The 23,151-nt window shown below is 75.9% G+C and carries 21 protein-coding genes and 1 pseudogene; 12 read left to right on the forward strand and 10 right to left on the reverse strand.

Annotation, left to right across the window (positions count from 1 at the left end; genetic code table 11):
• Nucleotides 1-176: 176 nt before the first annotated feature.
• The 4 genes from BDZ31_RS07295 to BDZ31_RS07310 are packed head-to-tail and all read left to right on the forward strand — an operon-like array spanning nucleotide 177 to nucleotide 4,479.
• Nucleotides 177-3,047 (forward strand): heavy metal translocating P-type ATPase, encoded by a 2,871-nt coding sequence (locus BDZ31_RS07295; RefSeq protein WP_183340426.1) that lies wholly within the window; start codon nucleotides 177-179, stop codon nucleotides 3,045-3,047.
• A gap of 9 nt (nucleotides 3,048-3,056) precedes the next feature.
• Nucleotides 3,057-3,446 (forward strand): ArsR/SmtB family transcription factor, encoded by a 390-nt coding sequence (locus BDZ31_RS07300; protein ID WP_183340428.1) that lies wholly within the window; start codon nucleotides 3,057-3,059, stop codon nucleotides 3,444-3,446.
• Nucleotides 3,447-3,450: 4 nt separating this feature from the next.
• A complete protein-coding gene (locus BDZ31_RS07305) occupies nucleotides 3,451-3,771 on the forward strand; it encodes an MTH1187 family thiamine-binding protein (RefSeq protein ID WP_183340429.1) in 321 nt (106 codons plus the stop codon).
• Between the two features lie 51 nt (nucleotides 3,772-3,822).
• On the forward strand, nucleotides 3,823-4,479 hold the full coding sequence (locus tag BDZ31_RS07310; RefSeq protein WP_183340431.1) for a M23 family metallopeptidase: 657 nt from the start codon (nucleotides 3,823-3,825) through the stop codon (nucleotides 4,477-4,479).
• 78 nt (nucleotides 4,480-4,557) lie between these two features.
• Here the strand turns inward: BDZ31_RS07310 and BDZ31_RS07315 are convergent, their stop codons facing one another.
• Both BDZ31_RS07315 and BDZ31_RS07320 read right to left on the reverse strand, forming a co-directional pair.
• Nucleotides 4,558-5,211, reverse strand: a complete 654-nt coding sequence (locus BDZ31_RS07315; protein WP_183340434.1) for a sulfotransferase family protein — start codon at nucleotides 5,209-5,211, stop codon at nucleotides 4,558-4,560.
• A 13-nt stretch (nucleotides 5,212-5,224) separates the two neighbouring features.
• On the reverse strand, nucleotides 5,225-6,322 hold the full coding sequence (locus BDZ31_RS07320) for a 3-oxoacyl-[acyl-carrier-protein] synthase III C-terminal domain-containing protein (protein ID WP_183340436.1): 1,098 nt from the start codon (nucleotides 6,320-6,322) through the stop codon (nucleotides 5,225-5,227).
• A gap of 142 nt (nucleotides 6,323-6,464) precedes the next feature.
• Here BDZ31_RS07320 and BDZ31_RS07325 point away from each other — a divergent pair, with 142 nt between their 5' ends.
• Nucleotides 6,465-7,124 carry a response regulator gene (locus tag BDZ31_RS07325; protein WP_183340438.1) on the forward strand — a complete coding sequence of 220 codons (660 nt, stop codon included), beginning with the start codon at nucleotides 6,465-6,467 and terminating at the stop codon, nucleotides 7,122-7,124.
• Between the two features lie 16 nt (nucleotides 7,125-7,140).
• On the opposite strand, the gene BDZ31_RS07330 is transcribed toward BDZ31_RS07325, so the two are convergent.
• On the reverse strand, nucleotides 7,141-8,577 hold the full coding sequence (locus tag BDZ31_RS07330; RefSeq protein WP_183340440.1) for a PAS domain-containing sensor histidine kinase: 1,437 nt from the start codon (nucleotides 8,575-8,577) through the stop codon (nucleotides 7,141-7,143).
• A gap of 65 nt (nucleotides 8,578-8,642) precedes the next feature.
• On the reverse strand, nucleotides 8,643-9,818 hold the full coding sequence (locus BDZ31_RS07335) for a CapA family protein (RefSeq protein WP_183340442.1): 1,176 nt from the start codon (nucleotides 9,816-9,818) through the stop codon (nucleotides 8,643-8,645).
• Between the two features lie 58 nt (nucleotides 9,819-9,876).
• On the opposite strand from BDZ31_RS07335, the gene BDZ31_RS07340 reads away from it, so the two are divergent.
• On the forward strand, nucleotides 9,877-11,097 hold the full coding sequence (locus BDZ31_RS07340; RefSeq protein WP_183340443.1) for a serine/threonine-protein kinase: 1,221 nt from the start codon (nucleotides 9,877-9,879) through the stop codon (nucleotides 11,095-11,097).
• A gap of 70 nt (nucleotides 11,098-11,167) precedes the next feature.
• On the opposite strand, the gene BDZ31_RS07345 is transcribed toward BDZ31_RS07340, so the two are convergent.
• Entirely contained in the window at nucleotides 11,168-12,016 is an 849-nt protein-coding gene (locus BDZ31_RS07345) for a DeoR/GlpR family DNA-binding transcription regulator (RefSeq protein ID WP_343075535.1), read from the reverse strand.
• Nucleotides 12,017-12,163: 147 nt separating this feature from the next.
• On the opposite strand from BDZ31_RS07345, the gene BDZ31_RS07350 reads away from it, so the two are divergent.
• The 3 genes and pseudogenes from BDZ31_RS07350 to BDZ31_RS26190 all read left to right on the forward strand — a co-directional run.
• The gene (locus tag BDZ31_RS07350) at nucleotides 12,164-12,724 is read left to right on the forward strand and encodes a TetR/AcrR family transcriptional regulator (protein WP_183340445.1); all 561 of its coding nucleotides are present in this window, start codon (nucleotides 12,164-12,166) and stop codon (nucleotides 12,722-12,724) included.
• Between the two features lie 126 nt (nucleotides 12,725-12,850).
• The gene (locus BDZ31_RS24815) at nucleotides 12,851-13,324 is read left to right on the forward strand and encodes an NfeD family protein (protein WP_183340447.1); all 474 of its coding nucleotides are present in this window, start codon (nucleotides 12,851-12,853) and stop codon (nucleotides 13,322-13,324) included.
• Nucleotides 13,321-13,845, forward strand: a pseudogene (locus BDZ31_RS26190) (SPFH domain-containing protein); the annotation flags it as partial. The gene BDZ31_RS24815 and the pseudogene BDZ31_RS26190, both read left to right, overlap by 4 nt.
• 214 nt (nucleotides 13,846-14,059) lie before the next feature.
• Here the strand turns inward: BDZ31_RS26190 and zwf are convergent.
• Nucleotides 14,060-15,496: a glucose-6-phosphate dehydrogenase gene (zwf, locus tag BDZ31_RS07365; RefSeq protein WP_183340448.1), complete on the reverse strand. Its 1,437-nt coding sequence runs from the start codon at nucleotides 15,494-15,496 to the stop codon at nucleotides 14,060-14,062.
• A gap of 203 nt (nucleotides 15,497-15,699) precedes the next feature.
• Here zwf and BDZ31_RS07370 point away from each other — a divergent pair, with 203 nt between their 5' ends.
• Complete coding sequence (locus BDZ31_RS07370) at nucleotides 15,700-18,081, forward strand: histidine kinase (RefSeq protein ID WP_183340450.1); 2,382 nt, start codon at nucleotides 15,700-15,702, stop codon at nucleotides 18,079-18,081.
• A 20-nt stretch (nucleotides 18,082-18,101) separates the two neighbouring features.
• Here BDZ31_RS07370 and BDZ31_RS07375 read toward each other — a convergent pair whose 3' ends face one another.
• The 3 genes from BDZ31_RS07375 to BDZ31_RS07385 form a co-directional block, all read right to left on the reverse strand.
• The gene (locus tag BDZ31_RS07375) at nucleotides 18,102-18,776 is read right to left on the reverse strand and encodes a response regulator transcription factor (RefSeq protein WP_183340452.1); all 675 of its coding nucleotides are present in this window, start codon (nucleotides 18,774-18,776) and stop codon (nucleotides 18,102-18,104) included.
• A gap of 106 nt (nucleotides 18,777-18,882) precedes the next feature.
• Nucleotides 18,883-19,455: an NADPH-dependent FMN reductase gene (locus BDZ31_RS07380; protein WP_183340454.1), complete on the reverse strand. Its 573-nt coding sequence runs from the start codon at nucleotides 19,453-19,455 to the stop codon at nucleotides 18,883-18,885.
• A 102-nt stretch (nucleotides 19,456-19,557) separates the two neighbouring features.
• Nucleotides 19,558-21,168 carry a diguanylate cyclase gene (locus BDZ31_RS07385; protein WP_183340456.1) on the reverse strand — a complete coding sequence of 537 codons (1,611 nt, stop codon included), beginning with the start codon at nucleotides 21,166-21,168 and terminating at the stop codon, nucleotides 19,558-19,560.
• A gap of 265 nt (nucleotides 21,169-21,433) precedes the next feature.
• Here BDZ31_RS07385 and BDZ31_RS07390 point away from each other — a divergent pair, with 265 nt between their 5' ends.
• Both BDZ31_RS07390 and BDZ31_RS07395 read left to right on the forward strand, forming a co-directional pair.
• Nucleotides 21,434-21,859 (forward strand): DUF1801 domain-containing protein, encoded by a 426-nt coding sequence (locus BDZ31_RS07390; protein ID WP_183340458.1) that lies wholly within the window; start codon nucleotides 21,434-21,436, stop codon nucleotides 21,857-21,859.
• Nucleotides 21,860-21,979: 120 nt separating this feature from the next.
• Nucleotides 21,980-22,423: a SixA phosphatase family protein gene (locus BDZ31_RS07395; RefSeq protein WP_183340459.1), complete on the forward strand. Its 444-nt coding sequence runs from the start codon at nucleotides 21,980-21,982 to the stop codon at nucleotides 22,421-22,423.
• 110 nt (nucleotides 22,424-22,533) lie between these two features.
• Here BDZ31_RS07395 and BDZ31_RS07400 read toward each other — a convergent pair whose 3' ends face one another.
• Nucleotides 22,534-22,728 (reverse strand): hypothetical protein, encoded by a 195-nt coding sequence (locus BDZ31_RS07400; protein ID WP_183340461.1) that lies wholly within the window; start codon nucleotides 22,726-22,728, stop codon nucleotides 22,534-22,536.
• Between the last annotated feature and the right edge of the window lie 423 nt (nucleotides 22,729-23,151).

Genomic DNA, 23,151 nt, shown 5'->3' on the forward strand with positions numbered 1-23,151 from the left:
GCGCCCCGCCCGCGCGAAGCCGGGACCTTTGTCATCCAATGCCTGCTCAGCATGCACTGGATGACAAAGGTCCCCGGGGATGGGGGATGGATGTGGGATCTCGGATGGGAACGAGTCCTGTTCTGCGCTTCTCCGTGACATCTTGAGATTTGCGCATATGTGCTTACAGTGGACCCATGAGCACCACGACGGTCGAGCTGGAGCTGGGGCGGGACGTCGCGCCGGAAGGCTGCGGCGATTGCGCGCAACGGCTGCGCGGCGCGCTCGGCGAGCACGACGGCGTGCGCGACGTCGCCGCCGTCGGCGACCGCCTCGTGGTCGAGCTCGACGCGGAGCGCTGCTCGCGCGACTGCCTGATGCGCGCGTGGGCCGACGCCCGCGGCGACCTCGGCGAGCGCTTCGACCACACGGTGCTCACCGTCGACGGGATGGACTGCGCCTCCTGCGCCCGGACCGTCACCGCCGCGATCGGACGGCTGCCGTCGGTCAGCGGCGTCGAGGTCAGCTTCACGACCGGCCGGATGCTGGTCGAGCACCCGCCCGCGGCGTTCGACCGCCCCGCCGTCGAGAAGCGCGTCGCCCAGCTGGGCTACCGGGTGCGCCGCGAGAGCGGCGCGCTCGGCGTCGCGGGGGCGGGCGGCATGGGCGCGCTCGGCGTCGGCGTCGGTGGCGCGGGCGCGGCCGGTGCGAACGCGGGCGCGGCTGGTGCGGATGCGAGCGGAGCGGGCGTGGCCGGTGCGAACGCGGGCGCGGCTGGTGCGGATGCGAGCGGAGCAGGCGTGGCCGGTGCGGGCGCTGGCGCGGATGCGAGCGGAGCGGACGCGATCGGCGCGGGTCGGCCGCTTGCGCGCCTCGCCGCCCGCCTGCGCGCGCTCCGCCTCCCCGACCTGCTGACCCTCACAGCGACCGCCCTGCTGCTCGTCGCGGTCGTGCTCGACCTCGCCACCACCTTCCCTGCGGCCTGGCTGTATGGCGCCGCCGTCGCGGTCGGGATCGGGCCGATCGCCCGCTCCGGCCTCGTCGCGCTGTGGACGACCCGGCGGCCCGAGATCAAGTTCCTGATGACGATCGCCGCCGTCGGCGCGATCGCGATCGGCGCGTGGATGGAGGCGGCGCTCGTCGTCGTCCTGTTCGCGATCGGCGAGTGGCTGGAGGGCCGCGCCGTCGCGCGCGCCCGTCGCGAGCTGGAGAGCCTCGTCACGCTCGCCCCGCAGACCGCCCGCCTGCGCGCGGCGGACGGCGAGGAGCGCGAGGTCGCGGTCGCGGCGCTGGCGATCGGCGACCTCGTCGTCGTGCGGCCCGGCGAGCGGCTGCCGGCCGACGGGACCGTAGCGGAGGGCCGCTCGGCGGTCGACCAGGCGGCGATCACCGGCGAGTCGGTGCCGGTCGACAAGGAGCCGGGCGACCACGTCTTCGCCGGCACGCTGAACGCGCAGGGTCTGCTGGTCGTGCGCGTCGAGTCGGCGCCGGGCGATACGACGCTGGCGCGGATCGGCCGGCTGGTCGCCGAGGCGCAGGCCCGCCGGGCGCCGTCGGAGCGGTGGGTCGACGCTTTCGCCCGCGTCTACACGCCGGCCGTGATCGCGGTCGCCGCGCTCGTCGCGGTCGTGCCGCCGCTGGCCTGGGGCGCGACCTGGGACGGCTCGTTCTACTCGGCGCTGGCGCTGCTGATCCTCGCCTGCCCGTGCGCGCTGGTGCTGTCGACCCCGGTCACGATCGTCTCCGCGCTCGGCCGCGCCTCGGCCGCCGGCGTGCTGGTGAAGGGCGGCGAGCACCTCGAGCGCGCCGCCGCGATCCGCACCGTCGCCTTCGACAAGACCGGCACGCTGACCGCCGGACGCCCGCGCGTGGTCGCGGTCGCGCCGGCGGCGGACGCCGGGCCGGCCGCCCGGGCCGACGGCGAGCCGTCCGGCGCGACCGACGGCGCGCACCGCTCCGCGAGCGCTGCCGCCGCGCTGCCGCTCGCCGCCGCCGAGCCGGCCTCGGCCTGCGCCGACGGCTGCTGCGCGAGCGAGTCGGCGGCCGGCGCCGAGCCGTCGACCGCAGCCGACGACCTGCTCGCGACCGCCGCGGCGCTGGAGCAGGGCTCCGAGCATCCGCTCGCGGCGGCGATCGTCGCGGCGGCGCGGGAGCGCGGGCTGGCGCTGGCGCCGGTCGAGGAGTTCACGGCGCGGCCGGGCTTCGGCGCGAGCGCGCGGGTCGGCGGCGCCGACGTCGTCGTCGGCAAGCCGGGGCTGTTCTCCGACACGGTCCGCGACGCGCTGGCGGCGCCGCTGGAGGCGGCCGCGGCCGCCGGGCAGACGGCCGTCGTCGTCACCCGCGACGGCGCGCCGCTCGGCGTGATCGGGCTTGCCGACCCGCCGCGGCCCGAGGCGGCCGAGGCGACCGCGCAGCTGGCGCGGCTCGGGGTCCGCACGGCGATGATCAGCGGCGACAACGCCGCCGCCGCGCGGACGGTCGCGGCGTCGGTCGGGATCGACGACGTGCGCGCCGACGCGCTGCCGGCCGACAAGGCGCGGGTCGTCGGCGAGCTGGGCGACGAGGTCGCGATGGTCGGCGACGGCGTCAACGACGCGCCCGCCTTGGCCGCCGCCGCGCTCGGCGTCGCGATGGGCAGCGCCGGCAGCGACACCGCGATCGAGGTCTCCGACGTCGCGCTGATGGGCGACGACCCCCGCAAGGTCGCCGGCCTGATCGGCCTCGCCCGCTGGACGCGCGCGACGGTCCGGGCCAACATCGCCTTCTCGCTCGGCACGAAGCTGATCGCGGCGCTCTTCCTCGCCGCCGGCATGCTGCCGCTGTGGGCGGCGGTCGCCAGCGACGTCGGCGCCTCGCTCGTCGTCGTCGCGTGGGGCCTGCGCGTGCTGGTCGCCTCGCCGCGCGGCCGGATGGCCGGTGCACCGCTGCTGGAGCGCCCGCGCCGGGCGGTCGCGGCGCGGACCGCCGTCGCGCCGGCCGCCGGCGCCGCTCACGCCCACGGCGACTCCGCCCACGACCTCTCGGCCACCGCCAGCCACCGTCACGACGACTCCTGCTGCGGGGCGTAGGATCGAGGCATGAGCGAGTCCGCCTCCACCGACCCGATCCCGCTCGACACGTGCGCGGTGCGGCTGGTCGATCCCGACCGGGTCGCCGCGGTGCGGGAGCGGATGCCCGGCGCCGAGGAGGCGCAGCGGCTGGCGCGCGTCTTCCACGTGCTCGGCGAGCCGGCGCGCGTGCGGATCGTTACGGCGCTGCTGGAGGCCGGCGAGCTGTGCGTCTGCGACCTCGCCGCGACCGTGGGGATGACCGAGGCGCAGACCTCGCAGCACCTGCGCGTGCTGCGCGCCGAGCGGACCGTCCGCAACCGGCGCGACGGCCGGATGGTCTACTACTCGCTCGACGACGCGCACGTGCGGCTGCTGATGGACCTCGCGCTCCAGCACGTCGCGCACGGGGAGGGGTGAGGCGATGGCGACCGCCGACCTGACCGTGATCGCGCTCGGCCGCCCCGACGCCAGCGCGAGCGCCTACGTCGCCGAGATCCAGCGCCGCCTCGCCGCACAGGACCGCGTCCGCTACAAGATGCACGCGATGGGCACGTCGCTGGAGGGCGAGACCGCCGACATCCTGGCGATCGTCGGCGAGCTGCACGCGGTCCCGTTCGAGCAGGGCGTCCCGCGCGTCTACACCGTCCTCAAGCTCGACGACCGCCGCGACAAGCCCGGCCAGACGCTCGACGACAAGGTCCGCTCGGTCGAGCAGCGCCTGAGCGGCGGCGCGGACGCCTGACACCGCCGCTGCGCCCGAGCCGACCCGCCGGCGCGCTAGCCTGGCGCGTCGATGTCGGGGAACGATGAGGGCCGGGTCCGTGCCGTCGGCGGCGCCGCCGTGCGCCGTCTCGCGCTCGGCTTCGCGCTGCTGGGGATCGCGGTCGGGGCGATCGTCGTCGTGCTGAGCGGAAGTCGCGACGGCGGCCCGCCGGCCGCGCGCGCCGCCGCGCCGTCACCGCCGAAGCCGCGGCCGGCGCCGCCCAACGACGCGGTCCGCACGCAGGGTGTCGCGGCGGTCGCCGCGAGCAGCGACGGCCACGTCTTCCCGATCCGCGGCAGGCACGACCGCGGCCGCTACGAGACCAACGACTTCGGCGGCGGGCGCGGCCATCGGGGGCAGGACCTGTTCGCCGACTGCGGGACGCCGCTCGTCGCCGCGCTCGGCGGAACGGTCCTGAGAGCCGGAACCGAGGGCGCCGGCGGCAACTACGTCGTGATCGCCGGCCGCGACCGGCGCCACTACGTCTACATGCACCTGCAGGCGCCGCCGCGGCTGCGCGCCGGCGACCGCGTCGAGACCGGCCAGCGGATCGGCCGCGTCGGCGACTCCGGCAACGCCGACGGCTGCCATCTGCACTTCGAGCTGTGGACGGCGCCGGGCTGGTACGCCGGCGGCCGCCCGCTCGACACGGCGAAGCTGCTCGCCGCCTGGGACGCGGCGACGTAGCCGCGCCCGGTCGCGTCGCCGGCCGGCGACGGCGCGCGCCCGTCCTTCCGGCGCGCGCCGCCCTCGCCCGCCGTCCGTCTAGGCCGCCGCGGCCGCCGGCATCCCGAGCATCGCGCGGAACGACGCGGTGTCGTTGAGGCGCGGGAAGGGCACGTCGGGGACCGGCACCTCGAGGAACTCGCAGAGCGGCTCCCAGCCCTGCTTGACCTCGAAGACGAGCAGCTGGTCGGCCGGGACCTTCTCCGTCACGTCGGCGACGTGCGCGTCGAAGACGGAGAAGGCGTACTCCTTGTCGAGGAATCTGCCGTGGAAGGTGCCGTTCCAGATGATGTCGTTGATCATCCGCATCACCTCCGGCTCGGGCGCGTTCTCGGTGTTGCCTCTCAGCTCGCCGCGGGCCGCCATCTCCTTCGCCTCGAAGATCGTCGTGAGGCAGGAGCGGTACCAGCCCTCCTTGTCGCGCACGTTCAGCAGCACCTTCGCGTCGGGCCACGTCTCGAAGTGCTGCTCCCAGTAGGTGCAGCCGGGCCAGTCGACCGACGAGCCCCAGCCCTCCAGGGCGCTCTGCCAGTCGATCCGCTCGCCGGCGGCGGCGCGCGCCCACGGCGGCAGCAGCGACGGGTCGCGCAGCAGGTCGATCATGTGGAAGCTCGGGCCGTAGCCGATCAGCTCCAGCGCCGCCTTCAGCGACATCGTCCCGGTGCGGCCGTAGCCGGCTCCGATCAATCTCATCGCGTCTCCTCTCTCACCATTCCAACAGCGCCAGGCCGACCGTCACGCCCGGCCCGATCGTCACCATCAGCCCGCGCTCGCCCGGCTGCGGGCGCCGACGCTCCACCAGCTCGCGCAGCACGAAGAAGGCCGACGGCGTGCCGACGTTGCCGTACTCGGCCAGGACCGCGGCGCTCGCGGCCGTCTCCTCCGGCGTGAGGCCGAGTCCCGCGTGGATCCCCTCGAGGATCCCGCGGCCGCCGGGATGGACCGGCCAGTGGTCGATCTCAGCTCGCGTCAGCCCGTGGCGGGCGAGGAAGTCGTCGACCAGCCCGCCGAGCCTCGTCGCCGCGTGGACGGGAAGCGCCTTGCTCATCTGGATCTGGCTGTCGAGCGCCGTCATCGCGCTGCGGACGTCGCCGAGCGTGCCGGGCAGCTGGTGGACGGCGCTGGCGGCGAAGGTCGGCAGCGTGGCCGGAGCGCCGCCCGTCTCGCCCTCCGCTTCGTCGCCGTCGAGCGCCAGCAGCGCGGCGGCGGCGCCGTCCCCGAACAGCGACGAGCCGATCGTCTTGACCTTCTCGTCGCCGGGGCCGACCGGGGTCAGGATCCCCGACATGCACTCGGCCGCGACGACGAGCGCCTGCTCGCCGGGGCGGTCGCGCAGCGCCTGGCCGGCGAGGCGCAGCAGCGGCACGGCGCTCGCGCAGCCGACGCCGAGCACGTGGTACTTGTCGACGTCGGAGGGCAGCCCGAGACGGTCGACGAGCCGGTGGGCGAGCGTCGGGGCGCCGAGCGAGACGATGCTCGCGGTCACGACGACGCCGATCCGGTCGGCGTCGAGGTCGAGCTGCGAGATCGCCTCCTCGGCCAGCTCCAGCAGCCGCAGCTCGCTCGCGGGGGAGCGCTCCTGCAGCGTCGTGGCGACGGTCTCGCGGGTCAGGTCGAGGTGGCGGCGCCTGACGCCGCAGCGGTCGAAGATCGCGGTCGCGAACGGGTCGCCGGCGAGGCCGAGCAGGTCGAGCATCTCGTCCTGGTCGAGCACGCGCGCCGGAGCGGCCGTCGCGAGGCCGGCGAGCCGCGGCGGCGCGGTCGCCGAGCGGTGGTCGGCGGGGGCGGGGGCGGAGAGGGTCATCGCCCGGAACGTTGAAGCGGCCCGGGGCGCCCCACAAGACGCACGAGACCGCACGTTTGCGTTGCGTTCGCGCTACGCAATCGCGTTCAGCGGAAACTACGGAACGCCGGTCGCCCGGCGCGGCTCTGGAAGACTGGGCGGGGTGGAGCCGACGCCGCCGTTCACCGTGGTGCTCGCCGACGACCACGTCGTCGTGCGCAGCGGCCTGCGGCTGCTGTTGGAGGCCGAGGAGGCGATCGAGGTCGTCGCCGAGGCCGGCGACGTGACCGCCGCGATCGAGGCGGTCGAGCGGCTGCGCCCCGACGTGCTCGTGCTCGACCTGCACATGCCGGGCGAGCCGAGCCTGCCGGCGATCCCGCGGCTGCGCGCGAGCTGCCCGCGGACCTCGGTCGTCGTCCTCACGGCGCAGCGCGACCCCAGCTACGCGGGCGAGGCGCTGCGGCTCGGCGCGACCGGCTACGTGCCGAAGGAGGCGGCCGGCGGCCACCTGCTGGCGGCGATCCTGACCGCGGTCAGAGGCGAGACCTACCTCGAGCCCCAGCTCGGCGCCCGCCTCGCCGCGACCGCCGCGGCCGCCGCCGGCGCCGCTCCGGAGCTGAGCGCCCGCGAGCTGGAGGTGCTGCGCCTGATCGCCCGCGGCCTGACCAACCGCGAGATCGCCGAGCGGCTCTACCTGAGCGTCCGCACCGTCGAATCCCACCGCGCCCGCATCCAGCGCAAGCTCGGCCGCTCCCGCCGCTCCGACCTCGTCGACTACGCGCTCGAGCGCGGGCTGATCGAGGCCTCCGACCTGTCGGGCTGAGCGGCCGGGGCGGGGGTCAGCGCTGGTCGCCGGCGCCGGCGACCGGGAGGGAGGCGGTGATCTCGGTGCCGGTGGGGGCGGAGCGGACGAGCAGCTCGCCCTCCAGCAGCTCGACGCGCTCGCGCATCGAGCGCAGCCCGTAGCCGGCGCTCTCGCCGGCGGCGTCGAAGCCGCAGCCGTCGTCGCGGACGCGCACGCGCAGCGCGCCGCCGGCGGCCTCGGGGTGGGTCAGCTCGACGGCGATGCGGGTCGCGCCGGCGTGGCGGGCGGCGTTGGAGAGGCCCTCCTGGACGATCCGGTAGGCGGCCGTCTCGACCTCGGACGGGAGCCGGCCGGCCGCGCCGTCGGCCGCGGGGGTGGCGCCCGCCGCGCCGCGGCTCGCGCCGTCGCCGGCCGCGGAGGTGCCGTCCGCCGCGCCGCGGCCCGCGCCGCCGCCGGCCGCACCGGTCTCGACCTCGACCGCGATGCCGTAGACGGTCTCCATCCGCTGTGCGAGGTCGCGCACCGACGCCTCCAGGCCGAGTTCGTCGAGCGCCGCGGGGCGCAGGTCGTTGATGAGGCCGCGCAGGCTCTCCATCGCCGTCTCGATCTGCTCCTGCGCCAGCTCGATCCGCTCGCGCATCGCCTCCACGCCGGGCGCGCGCAGGCCGGAGGAGAGCAGCACGTGGAGGCCCGCGAGCCCCTGCAGCGTCTCGTCGTGCAGCTCGCGCGCCCACCGCGCCCGCTCGGCCTCGGCCGCCTGCATGCGGGCGCGCGCGGCCCGCTCGCTCGCTCTCAGCATCACGCCGAGGCCGTGCAGCGGGCGGCCGTCCTCGTCGCGGATCAGCGAGACGGTCAGCTGGATCCAGATCGTCTCGCCGCTCTTGCGCACATAGCGCTTGTCGATCCCGAAGCCGGGGATCTCGCCGGCGAACATCCGGTTCACCAGCCGCTCGCCGACCGCGACGTCGTCGCGGTGGGTGATCTCGCTGAAGGTCCGCTCGCGCAGCTCCTCGGCGGCGTAGCCGGTCAGGCGGCAGTAGGCGTCGTTGACCTCCGAGAGCCGCATGTCCTCGCCGATCAGCGCCATCGCGACCGGCCCGTCCTCGAACAGCCGCCGGAAGCGCTCGCCGGCCTCGCGCAGCGCCGCCGCTCTGCGCCGCCGCAGCGTCACGTCGCGCAGCGCGACCGCGAGCGCCGGACCGGCGATGCCCTCGAGCCCCTCGACGACCCGCACCGAGATCTCGACCGGCAGCTCGCGCCCGTCTGGCCGCCGCAGCGACAGTCTCATGTCGGGGTCGAGCACGCCCTGGGGGATCAGCGCGTCGAACCGCTCGCCGACCAGCTCGGCCGCCGGGCGTCCCGCCAGCTCCTCCAACCGCGGATCGGCCGCCGCGACGACGCCGTCGCGGTCGAGCACGAGCAGCGGGTCGGGCGCGAGCGCCATCAGCGCGTCGAGCGAGGGGGCGACCATCGCGCGTCAGTCTACGGAGAGTCGCCGCAGGGCCGACGAGCTGCTCGGGCTGCGCTGACCGCTCCCTACCGCGGCCCCGTCCACGAGCCGGTCAGCACCGGGCGGACGCCGTCGATGCGGGCGCGCTGGAAGCGGGTGCGCTCGACGCCGCGTGCGGAGAGGTCGAGATGGAGGATGCCGGTGCGGACCGTGCTCGCGCGGAACGAGGCGAAGACGAAGTTGCCGAGGCTCCACGCGACGACGCGGTTCCCGCTCACCCTCCGCAGCGGCTGCAGCACGTGCGGGTGGCCGCCGATCACGGCGGTCGCGCCGGCGTCGAAGGCGGCCGCGGCGAAGGCCTGCTGGTCGCCGTTCTCGGAGAGGTCGAGCTCGACGCCCCAGTGGAAGGTGGCGATCACGACGTCGGCGACCCGCTTGGCGGCGCCGACGCTCGCGCGGATCTGGGCGATCGTCGCCGGCTGCGTGCCAGGCCGCGAGGCGGTCGCGAAGAACTCGCTCGGGAGGATGTTGGAGAAGCCGACGAAGGCGATCTTCAGCCCCAGCCGCTCGACGACCTGCGGTCTCGCGGCGGCGGCCAGCGAGCCGCCGGCGCCGACCGTCGTCAGCCCCAGCCTGCGCGACCACGCGATCGTGTCGAGCATCGCCGCCGTGCCGTAGTCGCCGACGTGGTTGTTGGCGAGGTTGACGACGTCGATCCCGGCCGTGTCGCGCATCGCCTTCAGCGCCGCCGGGCTGCCGCGGAACGTGTACTGCTTGGAGACCGGGGCGCCGCGCGTCGAGATCGCGCACTCGAGGTTGACGAAGGCGACGTCGGCGCCGCGCAGCGCCGGCCCGACGCTCGTCCACGGGTACGACAGCCCGCGACTCGCCATCGCGGAGGCGGTCGCGTCGCCGAGGTTGACGTCGCCGGCGGCGGCGAGCGTCACGTGGCGGCTCCTGACCACCACCGCCCGTGACGCGCGGCCGTCGCGCGTCGTCACGCGCAGCCGGTAGCCGCGGCGCGGCGTCCGCGGCCGCAGCTCGCGCTCGAAGCGGCCGTCGGCGCCGGCGCGCACGGCGGCCAGCTCGCGCCAGCGGCCGTCGCGCCCGAGCTCGATCGCGACCCGGCCGCGGGCAGGCGCGCCGCGGCCGCTGACGGTGAAGCCGACGCCGGTCGCGACGAGCTTCGGCGCGCGCACGACGAGGGCGGGCGGCGGCGCCGGCTGCGGCGGCTCGACCGGCGGCGGGGGAGGGATGGCCATGCCTCAAGCCTCTCATGCCGGGTCCGATCACCGTGGGCGATACCACCGAGGAGCCAGCTTGCCGATCCGCCCGCCACACCCCGCCCGCCGTTCCCCCGCCGCCCGCCGTCCGGCCGCGGCCGTCCGCGCGGCGTGCATCGCCGCCGTCGCGGCGGCGGCGCTCGGCGCCGGCGCCGCACCGGCGGGCGCGCTGAACGTCGTCGACGACGACCAGGCGGTGATCGGCCGTCAGTGCGTCGGCACCGCCTGCTCGAGAACCGGGCTTCCGGCGCTGGAGCTCCAGGTGCACGACGACGACACGCCCGCGATGCGGCTGCAGCAGACCGGCACGGTGTTCGGCGACTACACCTGGGACGTCGGCGGCAACGAGGCGAACTTCTTCGTTCGCGACATCACCGGCGGCGGCACCCTGCCGTTCCGGATCTTCCCGGGCGCCGCCGGGAATGCGCTGACGGTCAAACCGGCCGGGATCGGGATCGGGACCGACGCGCCGGCAAGCGCGCTCGACCTGCGCAGGGACGGCGCTCGGATCTCCGTCAGGGACACGACGGCCGAGCGCGGCGCTCGCGTGCTGGCCGAGCTGGTCGCCAGCGGCGCGCCGCTGCTGCGCTTCGACGACGCCGCGGAAGGTGGGCAGGACTGGATCGTCGGTGCCGGCAGCGGCGGCGCCTTCGCCCTCCGCGACGGCGCCGACGGCGCGCCGGAGGCCTTCCTCGTGACTCCGGCCGGCACGGCGACCGCGCGCGGCGTCCTGCAGCAGAGCGCCGACCCGGAGTTGCGGGTCGATGAGCGACCGGTCGACGGCGGCGCGCTGCTGGCGAGCCTGCGGGCGCTGGAGCTGAACAGCTGGCAGACGCGCGGCGACGCGAGCGGCGGCCGCCATCTCGGCCCGAGCGGCGCCACCTTCCGCGCCGCCTTCGGGATCGGCGGCAGCGACGCGACGATCGCGCCGGCCGACCTCGCCGGCGTCGCGCTCGTAGCCGCCCAGCAGCTGGCCGGCGAGAGCGACGCGCTCGCCGGCCGCGCCGACGCGCTCGCGCGGCGGCTCGACGCGATCGAGGCGGCACTCGGCGCACCCCCGGCCGACGGCGACCTGCAGCGCGCCGTCGCGCGGCTGGTCGGCGAGAACGCGGCGCTGCGCAGACGGGTCGCCGCGCTGGAGCGGGCGCGCCGCGCTCAGAGCCGCAGACTGCGCTCGGTCGCCAAGCGCGAGCGCGCCACCGCCCGCCGGGTGGCGCGGCTGGGCAAGGCGGTCGACCGCCTCGCCGGCGCCCGCTGAGCCCGCGGCATGCTGAGCCGGCGCGGCGCTCGGCCACCGCCGGCCGCGTCGCGCTGAGCCGGCGCGGCGCTCAGCCGCCGCCGGCCGGGTCGTCGACGCGGCGAACCGTGACGCCGGTCGCGCGCAGCGCGTCGATCTCGCTGTCGCCGAGACCTTCGGCGAGCACGCAGCCGAGCTCGTTGACGCTGGCGATCGCGTTCTGACCGCGGGCGCTCAGCTTCGAGCCGTCGACCAGCAGCACCGACTCCTGCGACTGGGCGAGCATCGTCCGCTTCAGCTCGGCCTCCAGCTCGTCGGCGTCGGTCATGATCCCGTTCGGCGTCAGCCCCTTGACGCTCATGAACATGCGGTCGGCGAAGTGGCCGCGGACCGTCTCGACGGCGTACGGGCCGACGAACGAGCCGGTCAGCCGGCGCAGCGTCCCGCCGACCGCGACGAGGTTGATCGGCGGGCTCTCGACCCCCGCGATCAGGTCCATGATCGGCAGGCTGTTGGTGATGATCGTGACGGCGAGGCCGCGGTCGACGATCCGCTGTGCGAGGAAGTAGGTGGTCGAGGAGGAGTCGAGCACGATCGTCTCCTCCGGCGCGATCATCGCGACGGCGGCGTCGGCGAGCCTGCCCTTCGCCTCGGCGGCGAGGTTGACCCGCTTGGCGAACGAGTCCTCCTTCGCCGACATCGACGGCAGCACGGCGCCGCCGTGGGTGCGCCGCGCGACACCCTGCTTCTCGAGCGCCATCAGGTCGCGTCGCGCCGTCATCGGGGAGACGCCGAAGCGGTTCTCGACCTCGGTGACGCTCACGGCGCCGGCGGCGCGCAGCAGCTCGGCGATCGCGAAGCGGCGCGCTTCGGCGAGCAGCGGACGACCGGACGACCCTTCAGCAGCGATGACGCACCGTCCCTCCAAGGGAGCGAACACGAACGAACGAATCCGACCGGTCACGCTATCAAGCGCGCCAGGGCGCATGCTGCGCACCGCCGGCGACCGCGCGACAGGCGGAGTGCGCCGCCTCGCCGCCCCGAAACCCCGCCGCCGGCGGCGGGATCGACTACGGTTGCGGCGCCCATGACCGGACAACGCTCCGACTTCGCGCGCAACGAGCGGCGGATCGTCGACGCCGCGGCGAGACTGCTGGCCGACTCGCCCGGCGCGGGGATGAGCGAGATAGCAGCCGCCGCCGGCCTCGGCCGCGCCACGCTCTACCGCCACTTTCCGACGCGCGAGGCGCTGATCGCCGGCATGCGCGAGGAGGCATACGACGGCGTCGCCGCGGTGATCGAGCGCCACCGCGCCGCCGGCCCGGCCGAGGGCGGATTCGCGCGGCTCGTGGAGGAGCTGGTCGACGTCGGCGAGCGCTACAGGATCGTGCTCGCGGGCACCTTCGACCAGCAGCGCCGCGACGAGACGCGCCGCCGCTTCGAGCTGCCGCTGCGCGAGCTGATCGAGCGCGCCCAGGAGGCCGGCGAGCTCGACCGCGACGTGCCGGCGCAGTGGATCGGGATCGCGCTCGGCGGGCTGCTCGAAGCCGCCTTCAGAGCCCACGCCGAGGGGCGCGTGACGGTGTCGGAGGCGAAGCTGATCGCGGTCCGCGGGCTGCGCTCCGGCTTCGGCGCCGGACGCTCCTGACGAGCGCCGCGCGCGCCCGTCCGCCGCCGCCGTCCGCCGCGCCCCGCCGGGCGCCGGTTCACGCCCTGACAGCGCCGCCGCGCGCCTCCCACCGAGGCGTACCATCGGAGGGAGAGGTAGCTCACGGTGGTGCTCATCGGCCTGGTGTCGATCGTCTGCGGAGTCGCCCTGCTGGTCGCGGAGGCGCACCTCCCCGCTGGCGCGCTCGGCGTCGCCGGCGCCGTCGCGCTCGCCGTCGGCGCGGGCCTCGCGATCGGCGGGGCGGGCGGCGGACTGGCGCTCGCGCTCGCCGGCGTCGCGGCCGCCGGACTCGTCGCGGCCGCGTGGGGCGGGGTGATCGCGCGCACGGCGCTGGTCACGCGCCGCCGCCGCGTCGTCTCCGGCCGCGAGGCGCTCAGCGGCCGGCTCGGCGAGGTGCGCGCGTGGAACGGCGACCGGCGCGGCCAGGTGCTCGTCGACGGCGCGCTGTGGCAGGCGCGCGCGAGCGTGCTGGAGGCGGCGCCGGCCGAGATCCACCGCGGCGACCTCGTCGTCGTCGAGCGGGTGAGCGGCCTGACGCTGACCGTGCGCCGGGCCGAGGAGTGGGAGGAGGAGCCATGATCGCCGCGGTGCTGGTGGGAGTGGCGGTGCTGCTCTGCGCGGCGCTCGCGCTGGCGGCGGCGTCGGTGCGGGTCCTGCGCGAGTACGAGCGCGGGGTCGTCTTCCGGCTCGGCCGCGTGATCGACCAGCAGGGCCCCGGGGTCGTGCTGCTGATCCCGGCCGTCGACCGGCTCGTGCGCACGACGCTGCGGACCGTGACGATGAAGGTGCCGGCGCAGGAGGTGATCACGCGCGACAACGTCCCGGTGCGCGTCACCGCGGTCACCTGGTTCCGTGTGATCGACCCGATCCGCTCGGTCGTCGAGGTCGAGGACGTCTTCGCCGCCACCTCGCAGGTCGCCCAGACGACGCTGCGCTCGGTGCTCGGCAAGGCCGACCTCGACGCGCTGCTGTCCGAGCGCGAGCGGCTCAACGAGAGCCTCCAGCAGATCATCGACGAGCAGACCGAGCCGTGGGGCGTGAAGGTGACGATCGTCGAGATCAAGGACGTCGAGATCCCAGAGCGGATGCAGCACGCGCTCGCGCGCCAGGCCGAGGCCGAGCGCACCCGCCGCGCGAAGGTGATCAACGCCGAGGGCGAGTTCCAGGCCGCCGCGCGGCTGGCCGACGCGGCCGAGGTGATCGAGTCCAACCCGGTGACGATCCAGCTGCGCACGCTCCAGGCGCTGACCGAGATGAGCGGCAACCAGGGCTCGACGATCGTCTTCCCGCTGCCGCTGGAGCTGCTGCAGGGGCTCAGATCGCCGGCGGTCCCCGCCACTTCCGCTCGAACGGAAGCCGCCACCGATGCGGCGCGATCAGCTGGTGCTGGGTCTCGGGTCCCCACGATCCCGGCTGGTAGATCTGGAGGGGCGGTGGCAGCTCCAGCAGCGGCGCCGAGACCTCCCACAGCCGCTCGATCCCGTCGGCGGTCGTGAAGAGCGTGTGGTCGCCCATCAGGGCGTCGTGGATCAGGCGCTCGTAGGCCTCCAGCACGTCGCGGCCGTAGGCGGTCTCGTCGAGCGAGAACTGCATGCTCGCCTTCTCCAGCCGCATGCCTGGCCCCGGCCGCTTGCCGTAGAAGGAGAGCGACAGGCGTGAGGCCTCGTCGAGGTCGAAGGTCATGTGGTCGGGGCCGTACGCGCCGACGCCGGAGCCGCGCGGGAACATCCCCTGCGGCGGCTCGTGGTACGCGATCGAGATGATCCGGCCGCTCTCCGCCAGCCGCTTGCCGGTGCGCAGGTAGAACGGAACGCCCGACCAGCGCCAGTTGTCGACCTCGGCCTTCAGCGCGACGAAGGTCTCGGTCTCGGAGTCCGGCGCGACGCCCGGCTCGTCGCGGTAGCCGGCGTACTGGCCGCGCACGACCTCGCGCGGGTCGAGCGGCTTCATCGAGCGGAAGACCTTGTTCTTCTCCTCGGTGATCGCGCGCGGCTCCAGCGACGTCGGCGGCTCCATCGCGACGAAGGCGAGCACCTGCATCAGGTGGGTGACGACCATGTCGCGGAAGGCGCCGGTCGCCTCGTAGAAGCTGCCGCGCATCCCGATCGAGAGCGTCTCGGGGACCTCGATCAGCACATGGTCGATGTGCAGCCGGTTCCAGATCGGCTCGAACAGGCCGTTGGCGAAGCGCAGCGCGAGGATGTTCTGCGCCGCCTCCTTGCCGAGGAAGTGGTCGATGCGGAAGACCTGCGGCTCCTCGAAGACTTCGTGGACCGCGGCGTTCAGCTCCCGCGCGCTCGCGAGGTCGGTGCCGAACGGCTTCTCCATCACGATCCGGGCGCCTTCGGCGAGGCCGGCCTCGCCGAGCTCGGCGACGACCGACTGCGCCGCCCGCGGCGGCACGCTCAGATAGTGGAGCACGCGCGCCCCGGGCGGCAGCTCCGCGCGCGCGGACCGCACCCGCTCGGCGAGCGCCCGCGGCCCGCCGCTTCCCGGCACGAACGACAGCCGTCTCGCGAACGCCTCCCACGAGCGCTCGTAGACGTGCGAGCGCGAGAACTCGGCGACCGCGTCGCGCGCCAGCCTGCGGAAGCGCTCGTCGTCGAGCTCGTCGAGCGAGGTGCCGACGATGCGGAAGTCGATCGGCAGCAGGCCGGCCTGGAACAGCCGCAGCAGGCCCGGCAGCAGCTTGCGTCTGGCGAGATCCCCGGAGGCACCGAAGAGGACGATGACGTGGGGATCGGGGTTCACGAGGACGAAGTGTGCACGGCTGGCCGGTCGTCTGGCGTGCGCCTCCGCGGCCGAGCCTCCCCCGATCGCGGCGCGCGCAAGCGTGGTCCGGGCCCTGACCTTCGTGAGAGCGCGAACTCACGTCCGGGCGATGCCGCACGCCCGGCCGCGACCTAGTTTCGGCCGATGTCCGCGACGGCCGCGAGCCCGCCGCCGGCCGCGCCGTGAGCGGCAGGCTCTCCCCGGCCCGCCGGATCGATCTCGCGATCGCCGGCGGGCTGCTCCTGGTCGGGCAGCTCGAGAACGGCCTGCGCGGGGCGATCGGCCCGCAGGCGGCCTCCCACGCGCTGTGGGCGCTCGCCGCGGTCGCGGTGCTGTGGCGGCGCCGGCCGCTGCTGTTCTTCGCGTGGGCGATGGTCGTCCACGTGCTGACGGTGACGTGGGACCTGCTGCCCGAGGGCGGGGCCGCCTACGCGCTCTACACGCCGCTGGCGCTGTTCGGGCTCGGCGCCTACGCCCGCGATCCGCGCCGCGCCGTCGCGGCCGCCGCCGCCGGCCTCGTGACGGTCATGGTCGTGCGTGTCGGGCTCGACCTCGCCGGCGTGCTGTCGAACCGCAGCGACGACCAGTGGCTGCGCGAGCTCGGGATCTTCGCGCCGGCCGCCGCCGGCGGGCTGCTGCTGCGCGACCGGGCCGAGGCGCTGCAGCGCGCCCGCCGCCGCGCGGCCGCCGCCGGCGACGACGACGCCGTCGACCTCGCGCTGGTCGCCGAGCGGACGCGGATCGCGCGCGAGCTCCACGCCGTCGTGCGCGGCTGCGTGCGCGCGGTGCTCGACGAGGTCGCCGCCGCCCGCTCGACGCTCGCGGCCCGCACCGGCGTTTCGCGCGCGGCGCTGCGGCGGGCGCGCGACGCCAGCCAGCAGGCGATGGGCGAGATGCGGCGGATGCTCCTGCTGCTGCGCAGCGAGGCCGGCGACGGCGCCGCGCCGGCGGCCGCGCTCGCCGGCGGCGAGGTCGGCGGCGTCGGCACCGGCCGGCCCGACGCCGCCGACGTGCCGGCGACGCTCGACGACCTCGCCGCGCGGCTCGCGGACGGGCCGATCGCGGTGCGGCGCGCCCGCGCCGCGACCTCCGCTCCCGAGGCGCCGCTGCCGGCGGTCGCGATGCGCGTGCTCGTCGCGCTCGCCGAGCTGCCCGGCTGCACGCGGATCGCGATCGAGCGCGGCGACGGGGTGGTGCGCGCGGCGGCGCGCCTGACCGGCGCCGCCGACCCGCTCCGCGTCGAGGCGCTGGCGGAGCGGGCCCGGCTCGCGGGCGGGCGGCTGCGGCGCGGCTGGCCGCGCCGCAGCCGGATCGTGCTGCTGCTGCCGGCGGCACCGCACGCCGCGCCGCATCCGGTCGACCGCAACCCGTGGCTGCGCCTGCCCGCCTGCGTGCGCGCGCAGGGGGTCCCGCTGCTGTTGTGCGCGCTGGAGGTGTGCGAGGCGCTGATGGCCGCCGACGGCGACGCCGCCTCCTACGGCCCGGCGTCGACGCCGGTGCGCGTCGCGGGCGCGGTCGTGCTCGCGGCCGCCTTCCTGCCGCGGCGGCGGTGGCCGCTGCTGACGGTCGCGCTCGTCGTCGCGATCGCCTGGCTGCGGACCGACCTGCTCGGCGACTGGTTCGGCCTCAACCCGCCGCTCTACCTCGCGGCCTTCGTCGCCGCGGCGTACGCGAAGTCGCTGTGGGCGGCGGCGCTGGGCGGGCTGCTGGCGGCCGGCGGCGGCGTCGCCGTCGTCGTCTCGGCCTTCGGCTGGGCCGGCTATCCGTCGAGCGTCTTCCTCTTCTTCGTGACGATGGTCGGCGCGGTCTGGGTGACCGGCGTCGGCGGCCGGCGCCGGCTCGCGCAGGCGGAGGAGCTGCGCGTGCTGTCGGCCGCCGAGGAGCGCCGCCAGGCGCGCGCGATCGCCCGCGCCGTCAACGCCGAGCGTCTGCGCGTCGCACGCGAGCTGCACGACCTCGTCGGACACGGCCTCACCTCGATCACGCTCCAGTGCGCCGTCGCCGACCAGCTGCTCGACGCCCGCCCGGCCGCCGCCGCGTCTGCGATCGGCGCCGTCGAGGAGGTCGGCGAGGAGGTGCTGCGGGAGCTGCACCAGCTGCTCGCCGCGCTCGACGGCGGCGACGAGCACGAGGCGCCCGAGCTGGCGCGGCTGCCGGAGCTTGCGCGGCGCGCCGAGGCGCAGGGGCTGCGCGTGCGGCTGGAGCTGGTGGGGGACGTCGCGACGGTCGCCGCGGGCCCGGCCGGCGCCGCCTACCGGATCGTCCAGGAGGCGCTCACGAACGCCCGCAAGCACGGCGGGCCGGTGCCGGTGCGGGCGCGCGTCGCGGTCGACCGCGGCCGGCTGACGGTCGCGGTCCGCAACCCGCTCGCGGCCGCGCCGGCGACCGTCGGAGCCATGCCGGCCGCGCCCGCCTCGGCGCCGGCCCCCGACCGGCCGCTCGGCAGCGGTCTCGGCCTCGCCGGGATGCGTGAGCGGGTGCGCGTCTACGACGGCTGGCTGCTGGCCGGCCGCGAGCCGGACGGCGACTGGGTCGTGCGCGCGGAGCTGCCGCTGGCGCGGTGAGGCGGGTGGCGGGGCCGCGGTCAGCTGCCGCGCAGCTCGCCGCTGCCGAGCTCGACGAGGCCGCTCTCGTAGGCGGCGACGACGATCTGGGTCCGGTTGCGCAGGCCGAGCTTCGACAAGATGCTCGTGACGTGGGTCTTGACCGTGCCCTCGCCGAGGAACAGCTCGCCGGCGATCTCGGCGTTGGTCATCCCGCGCGCGACGAGGCGGGCGACGTCGAGCTCGCGCGGGGTCAGCTCGGCGAGGCGGCCGGTCAGCTGCTCGTCGGGGGTCGGGCGGCGCACGTAGTGCTCGATCAGCTGGCGGGTGACGGCAGGGGAGAGGAGCGCGTCGCCGGCCGCGACGGTGCGGACGGCGCCGACGAGCGAGTCGGGCGCGGTGTCCTTCAGCAGGAAGCCGGCCGCGCCCGCGCGCAGCGCGGCGAGCACGTACTCGTCGAGGTGGAAGGTCGTCACGACCAGCACCCGCACGCCCGGCATCCGCTGCTGCAGGCGGCGGGTCGCCTCGATCCCGTCGACGCCCGGCATGCGGATGTCCATCACGGCGACGTCGGGGCTCGATCTGATGATCTCCTCGACCGCGGCGGCGCCGTCGGCGGCCTCGCCGACGACGCGGATCCCCGGGTCGGCCTCGAGGATCATCTTCATGCCGCCGCGGACGAGGGCCATGTCGTCGGCGACCACCACGCGGATCATCCCCGCATCCTCGCCGCTGCGCGAGCGGCGCGCAACGCCGCATCCGCGAGGCCTCCTCCGACGAAGGTCGCGGCGCGCCTCTGCCGATCGGCAGAGGCGTGGCCGGTCAGGCGGCGACCGGGTGGCGCAGGTCGCGCAGCGTCGCCTCGACGCGGACCAGCTCGTCGAGCAGACCGTCCGCGGCATCGGTCATCGTCTCGTTCGCCTGCACGACGCCGTCGTCGCCGACGAATCTGGCGACGAACGGGATCGGCAGCTCGCCGGCGACGGTCAGCTTCAGCGCCGCGAGCACCGGCTTGATCGCGGTGGCCGCGCGCGTGCCGGCCGACACGCCGCCGTAGCTCACTATGCCGATCGGCTTGTGCTGCCACTCGTGGTGGAGGTAGTCGAGCGCGTTCTTGACCGGCGCGGTGAAGGTGTGGTTGTACTCGGGCATGACGAGCACGACGGCGTCGGCGGCGGCGACCCGCGCGCTCCATGCCTTCGTGTGGTCGTGCTCGTAGCGCTGCAGGCGGGGGTGGTTGGGCTCGTCCATCAGCGGCAGGTCGAGCTCGGCGAGGTCGGCGACGTCGACGTCGAAGCCGCCGTGCGCCTCGGCCCGGGCGCCGAACCAGCGCGCGACCGGAAGGCCGACGCGGCCGGGACGGGTCGAGCCGACGATGATCAGGAGTCGTGGCATCGTTCGAATGTAGTCAAACGATGTTTCGCGGGCGGCGCGCCCCCTCGCTTGGCCGACCGTCGAAGGCTCCGCGGCGCCGGGCGGGAAGCGAGGCGGTGGCGCCTATGCGCTCGGCGCGGCGCGCAGCGCCCTTGGCGGGCGCTCGCCGTCCTCGGGCGCGGCGGCCGCCTCGACGCGGTCGCGGCCGGCCCGCTTGGCGGCGTAGAGCGCGCGGTCGGCGGCGCGCATCAGGCCGTCGGCCTCGAGCGCATGCAGCGGCAGCACCGCGACGCCGAACGAGGCGGTCAGCGTCACGCCGGGGAAGGGGAGGTCGATCGCGGCGATCGCTCTGCGCAGCTGCTCGGCGACGGCGAGCGCGCCCTCCAGCGGCGTGTCGGGGAGCAGCACCGCGAACTCCTCGCCGCCGCTGCGGGCCGGCAGGTCCGACTCGCGCAGCTCGCTCAGCAGCGCGTGGCCGACCGCGGCGAGCGCCTGGTCGCCGGCGTCGTGGCCGTGCGTGTCGTTGAGCTGCTTGAAGTGGTCGAGGTCGAGCAGCACGAGCCCGAGCGAGCTGCGCGAGCGCGCGGTCTGGGCGAGCATCCGCTTGAGCGCGTCCTGCAGCGCCCAGCGGTTCGGCAGGCCGGTGAGCGCGTCGGTCATCGCGCGTGACTGGGCGAGCGCGAGCGTCCGCAGGCCCGACAGGATCGGCGCGGCCTGCGCGAGGCTGTCGGCGATCACCCGCTCGTCGCGTTCGCGCACGCGCGGCACCTCGGCGTCGTCGTGCTCGACGAGCACGGAGCCGATCACGCGGTCGGCGACCAGCAGCGGACGGCAGCTGGTCGCGCGGCAGTCGCCGCAGACGGCGCAGGCGACGAGCGGCTCGCCGGCTCTGCGGACGTGGGTGCTGCCGCGGCGGATCGCGAGGCAGTCGCGCGGTCTCGCGTCGACGATCCCAGGCGCCAGCGGCGAGTCGGGCGGCAGCGGCGTGCCGGCCTCGAGCCTGTCGTCGGCGTCGCTGCGGCGCAGCACCGTGACGGTCGTGCCCGCGAGCGAACGCTCGAGGTGGCGCTTCAGCAGCGCGTCGGCCTCGCTGGAGTCGACCGCGGACTGCATCGCGCTCGCGAACTCGGCCTGGGCCTCGGCGTAGCGGCGGCGGCGGTTGGCGCGGCGGCGGGTGATCGCGAGCCCGGTGCCGCCGAGCGCGACGGTGAGGACCAGCAGGGCGGCGAGCACGCGGAGCAGGATCGCCTCGTCGCGCGCGGCGCGGGCGTCGTCGAGCGCCTCGCGGTAGGCGGCGTTCTGCGCGCGGAAGCGGTCGACCTGGGCGGTGCGCGCTCTCAGCGTGCGCCGGTAGACCGCCGGGTCGACGGTGAAGGTGCTGGCGTCGCGCTCGGCCAGCCGCCGCCAGGCGAGCGCCGTCGTCTGCTGGGCGAGCAGCGCGGCGCGCAGCTCCTCGTCGTCGGTCTGGGACAGCTCGGCCTCGATCAGCGTGTCGAAGCGCGAGCGGGTCGCGCTGTACGCCTGCAGCAGGTCCTCGTCGGCGGTGCTGAGGTACGCCCGCAGACCGGCCTCCTGGTCGAGCATCCCGGTCAGCAGCCGCTGAGAGGCGTCGACCCGCGCGAGCTGCCGGGCGGTCGAGCCGTCGAGTGCCGAGAACAGCACCAGCAGCGCGGCGATCGCGCCGCCGAGCAAGGCGGCGAAAACGGCGTACGGCACGAGGCGACGGACCGACATCCTCCCTGCCATCGGCCAAGATCGCGGGCGGCTTGAGCGGGTTGGCGGCTCGGCGTCGCACGCTGACCGCGGCGGGGCGGGCGGGCGGCGCGGGTGCGGTGGCGGGCACGGGCGCGGCGGGAGGAGCGGGCGGCACGGAGCGCGGCGGGGCCCCGGGCGGCACGGGGCGCGGCGGGGCCCCGGGCGGCACGGGGCGCGCCGGGGCAGGGGCGGCGGGTGGTGCGGGCAATGCGGGGCCGGCCCGCGCCGCCTACCATGGTCGGCCGTGACCGAGCCGACGCGCACCGTCGAGCAGTTCATGGCCGCGCTGGCGCCCGAGCGGCGGGCGGCGGCCGAGGCGCTGCGCGCGACGGTCCTCGCCAACCTTCCCGCCGGGTTCGACGAGACGCTCGACTACGGGATGCTCGCCTACGGCACCGCGCGCGAGCCGGGCGGGGGCGGCGGCCGCCTGTCGCTGCTGTCGATCGCCGACCACGCGCCGTACATGGCGCTCTACGTCAACTGCGTCGAGCCCGGCGGGGAGGAGGCGCTCTACGCCCGCTGGCGCGCGACCGGCACGCCGCTGGAGACGGGCAGCCGCGCGATCCGCTTCCGCCGCCTCGACGAGCTCGCGCTGGGGGTCGTCGCCGAATGGATCGCCGCCCAGTCGCCCGACGCCCTCCGCGCCGCCTTCGCCCGCGCCCGCCGCTGACGCGCGCCGCCCGACCCCTCCGCCGCCCCAGCGCCCCGAGCCCGGACCTCTGTCATCCAGCTGTTGCTCACCAACAGCTCGATGACAGAGGTCCGTCGCTGCCGCGCTAGGGTCGGGGTGATGATCTGGCTTCTGCGTCATGGGGACGCGGCGGCGGCCGCGGAGGGGCAGACCGACGCCGAGCGGCCGCTGACCGAGAAGGGGCGGCGCCAGTCGCGGGCGGCCGGCGCGGCGCTGGCGCGGCTCGGCGTGACGTTCGACGCCTGCCTCGCGAGCCCGCGGGTGCGCGCCGCGGACACGGCGAAGCTGGCGTGCGACGCGCTCGGTGTGACGGTCGAGCTGGAGCCGGCGTTGAGCGGCGGCCGCTTCGACGCCGCGGCGCTGGCGGCGGGACGGGGCGAGCAGGTGCTGCTCGTCGGCCACGAGCCCGACTTCTCGGAGGCGGTCCGAGAGCTGACCGGCGCGGTCGTGAAGCTGCGCAAGGGCGGCCTCGCCGCCGCCGAGCCGGGGACGCTGCACCTGCTGCTGCGCCCCGCCGAGCTGCGCGCGATTGCCGGCGGTTGAGCGGGCGCTGTCGGCCGTCCTCCCGCGCTGTCCGATCGCGGGACGGCGCTCCCCGCCTGCCGGCGCCGATCGCCGGCGTGGGCTACTGCGCCGGGCGATCGCCGGGGCGGCTACTCCGCGGGGCGACGGTCGCTGCGGACGATCCTGCCGGCGAGCGGCCGGTGGCCGGGGTCGGCGGTGCGCAGCGGCGTCATGCTCCGCGGCGTCGGCAGCTCGGTGCCGCAGTTGCCGCAATGCTCGCGGTTCGACCAGTACGCGGCGGTGAAGGTGCGCACGCCGCAACGTGGGCACGCGATGTAGGGCATGACGCCCTCCTCTCGTCCTGAGTCCCCGCTCCCTGGGCGGAGGTGGACGTTATGTACCCGGTCGGAAAATGGGAGGAAACCACCACGGGCGCACACGCGCTCGCGCGCGGAACGGTGCGTTCGCGCTCGGGACCGCAGCCGTCCGGTGGCACGTCCACGCTCGGAAACCCCGGACCGGGTGGCACGTCCGCGCTCCGCAGGCGACGCGGTCGCGCGGCGGCCGCCGGTGTCCTGACTCCGTTCTCTGCCCAACCCTCACCATCACCACCGACGGCGTTGACGGTGCGTCGAGGCGGCTGGTAGACCTGGCATTCAGTCTGATTGCTTCCGGTTGTCTATGTGCGTTTGTGCGCCAGGACTGATGGGTAGCGACCAGCAATGACCGCCGTGGGTCTGCGCGGCGGCGGGGATACGAGCAGGAGG

It is taken from the genome of Conexibacter arvalis, assembly GCF_014199525.1.
GTDB classification, from domain to species: Bacteria; Actinomycetota; Thermoleophilia; order Solirubrobacterales; family Solirubrobacteraceae; genus Conexibacter; species Conexibacter arvalis.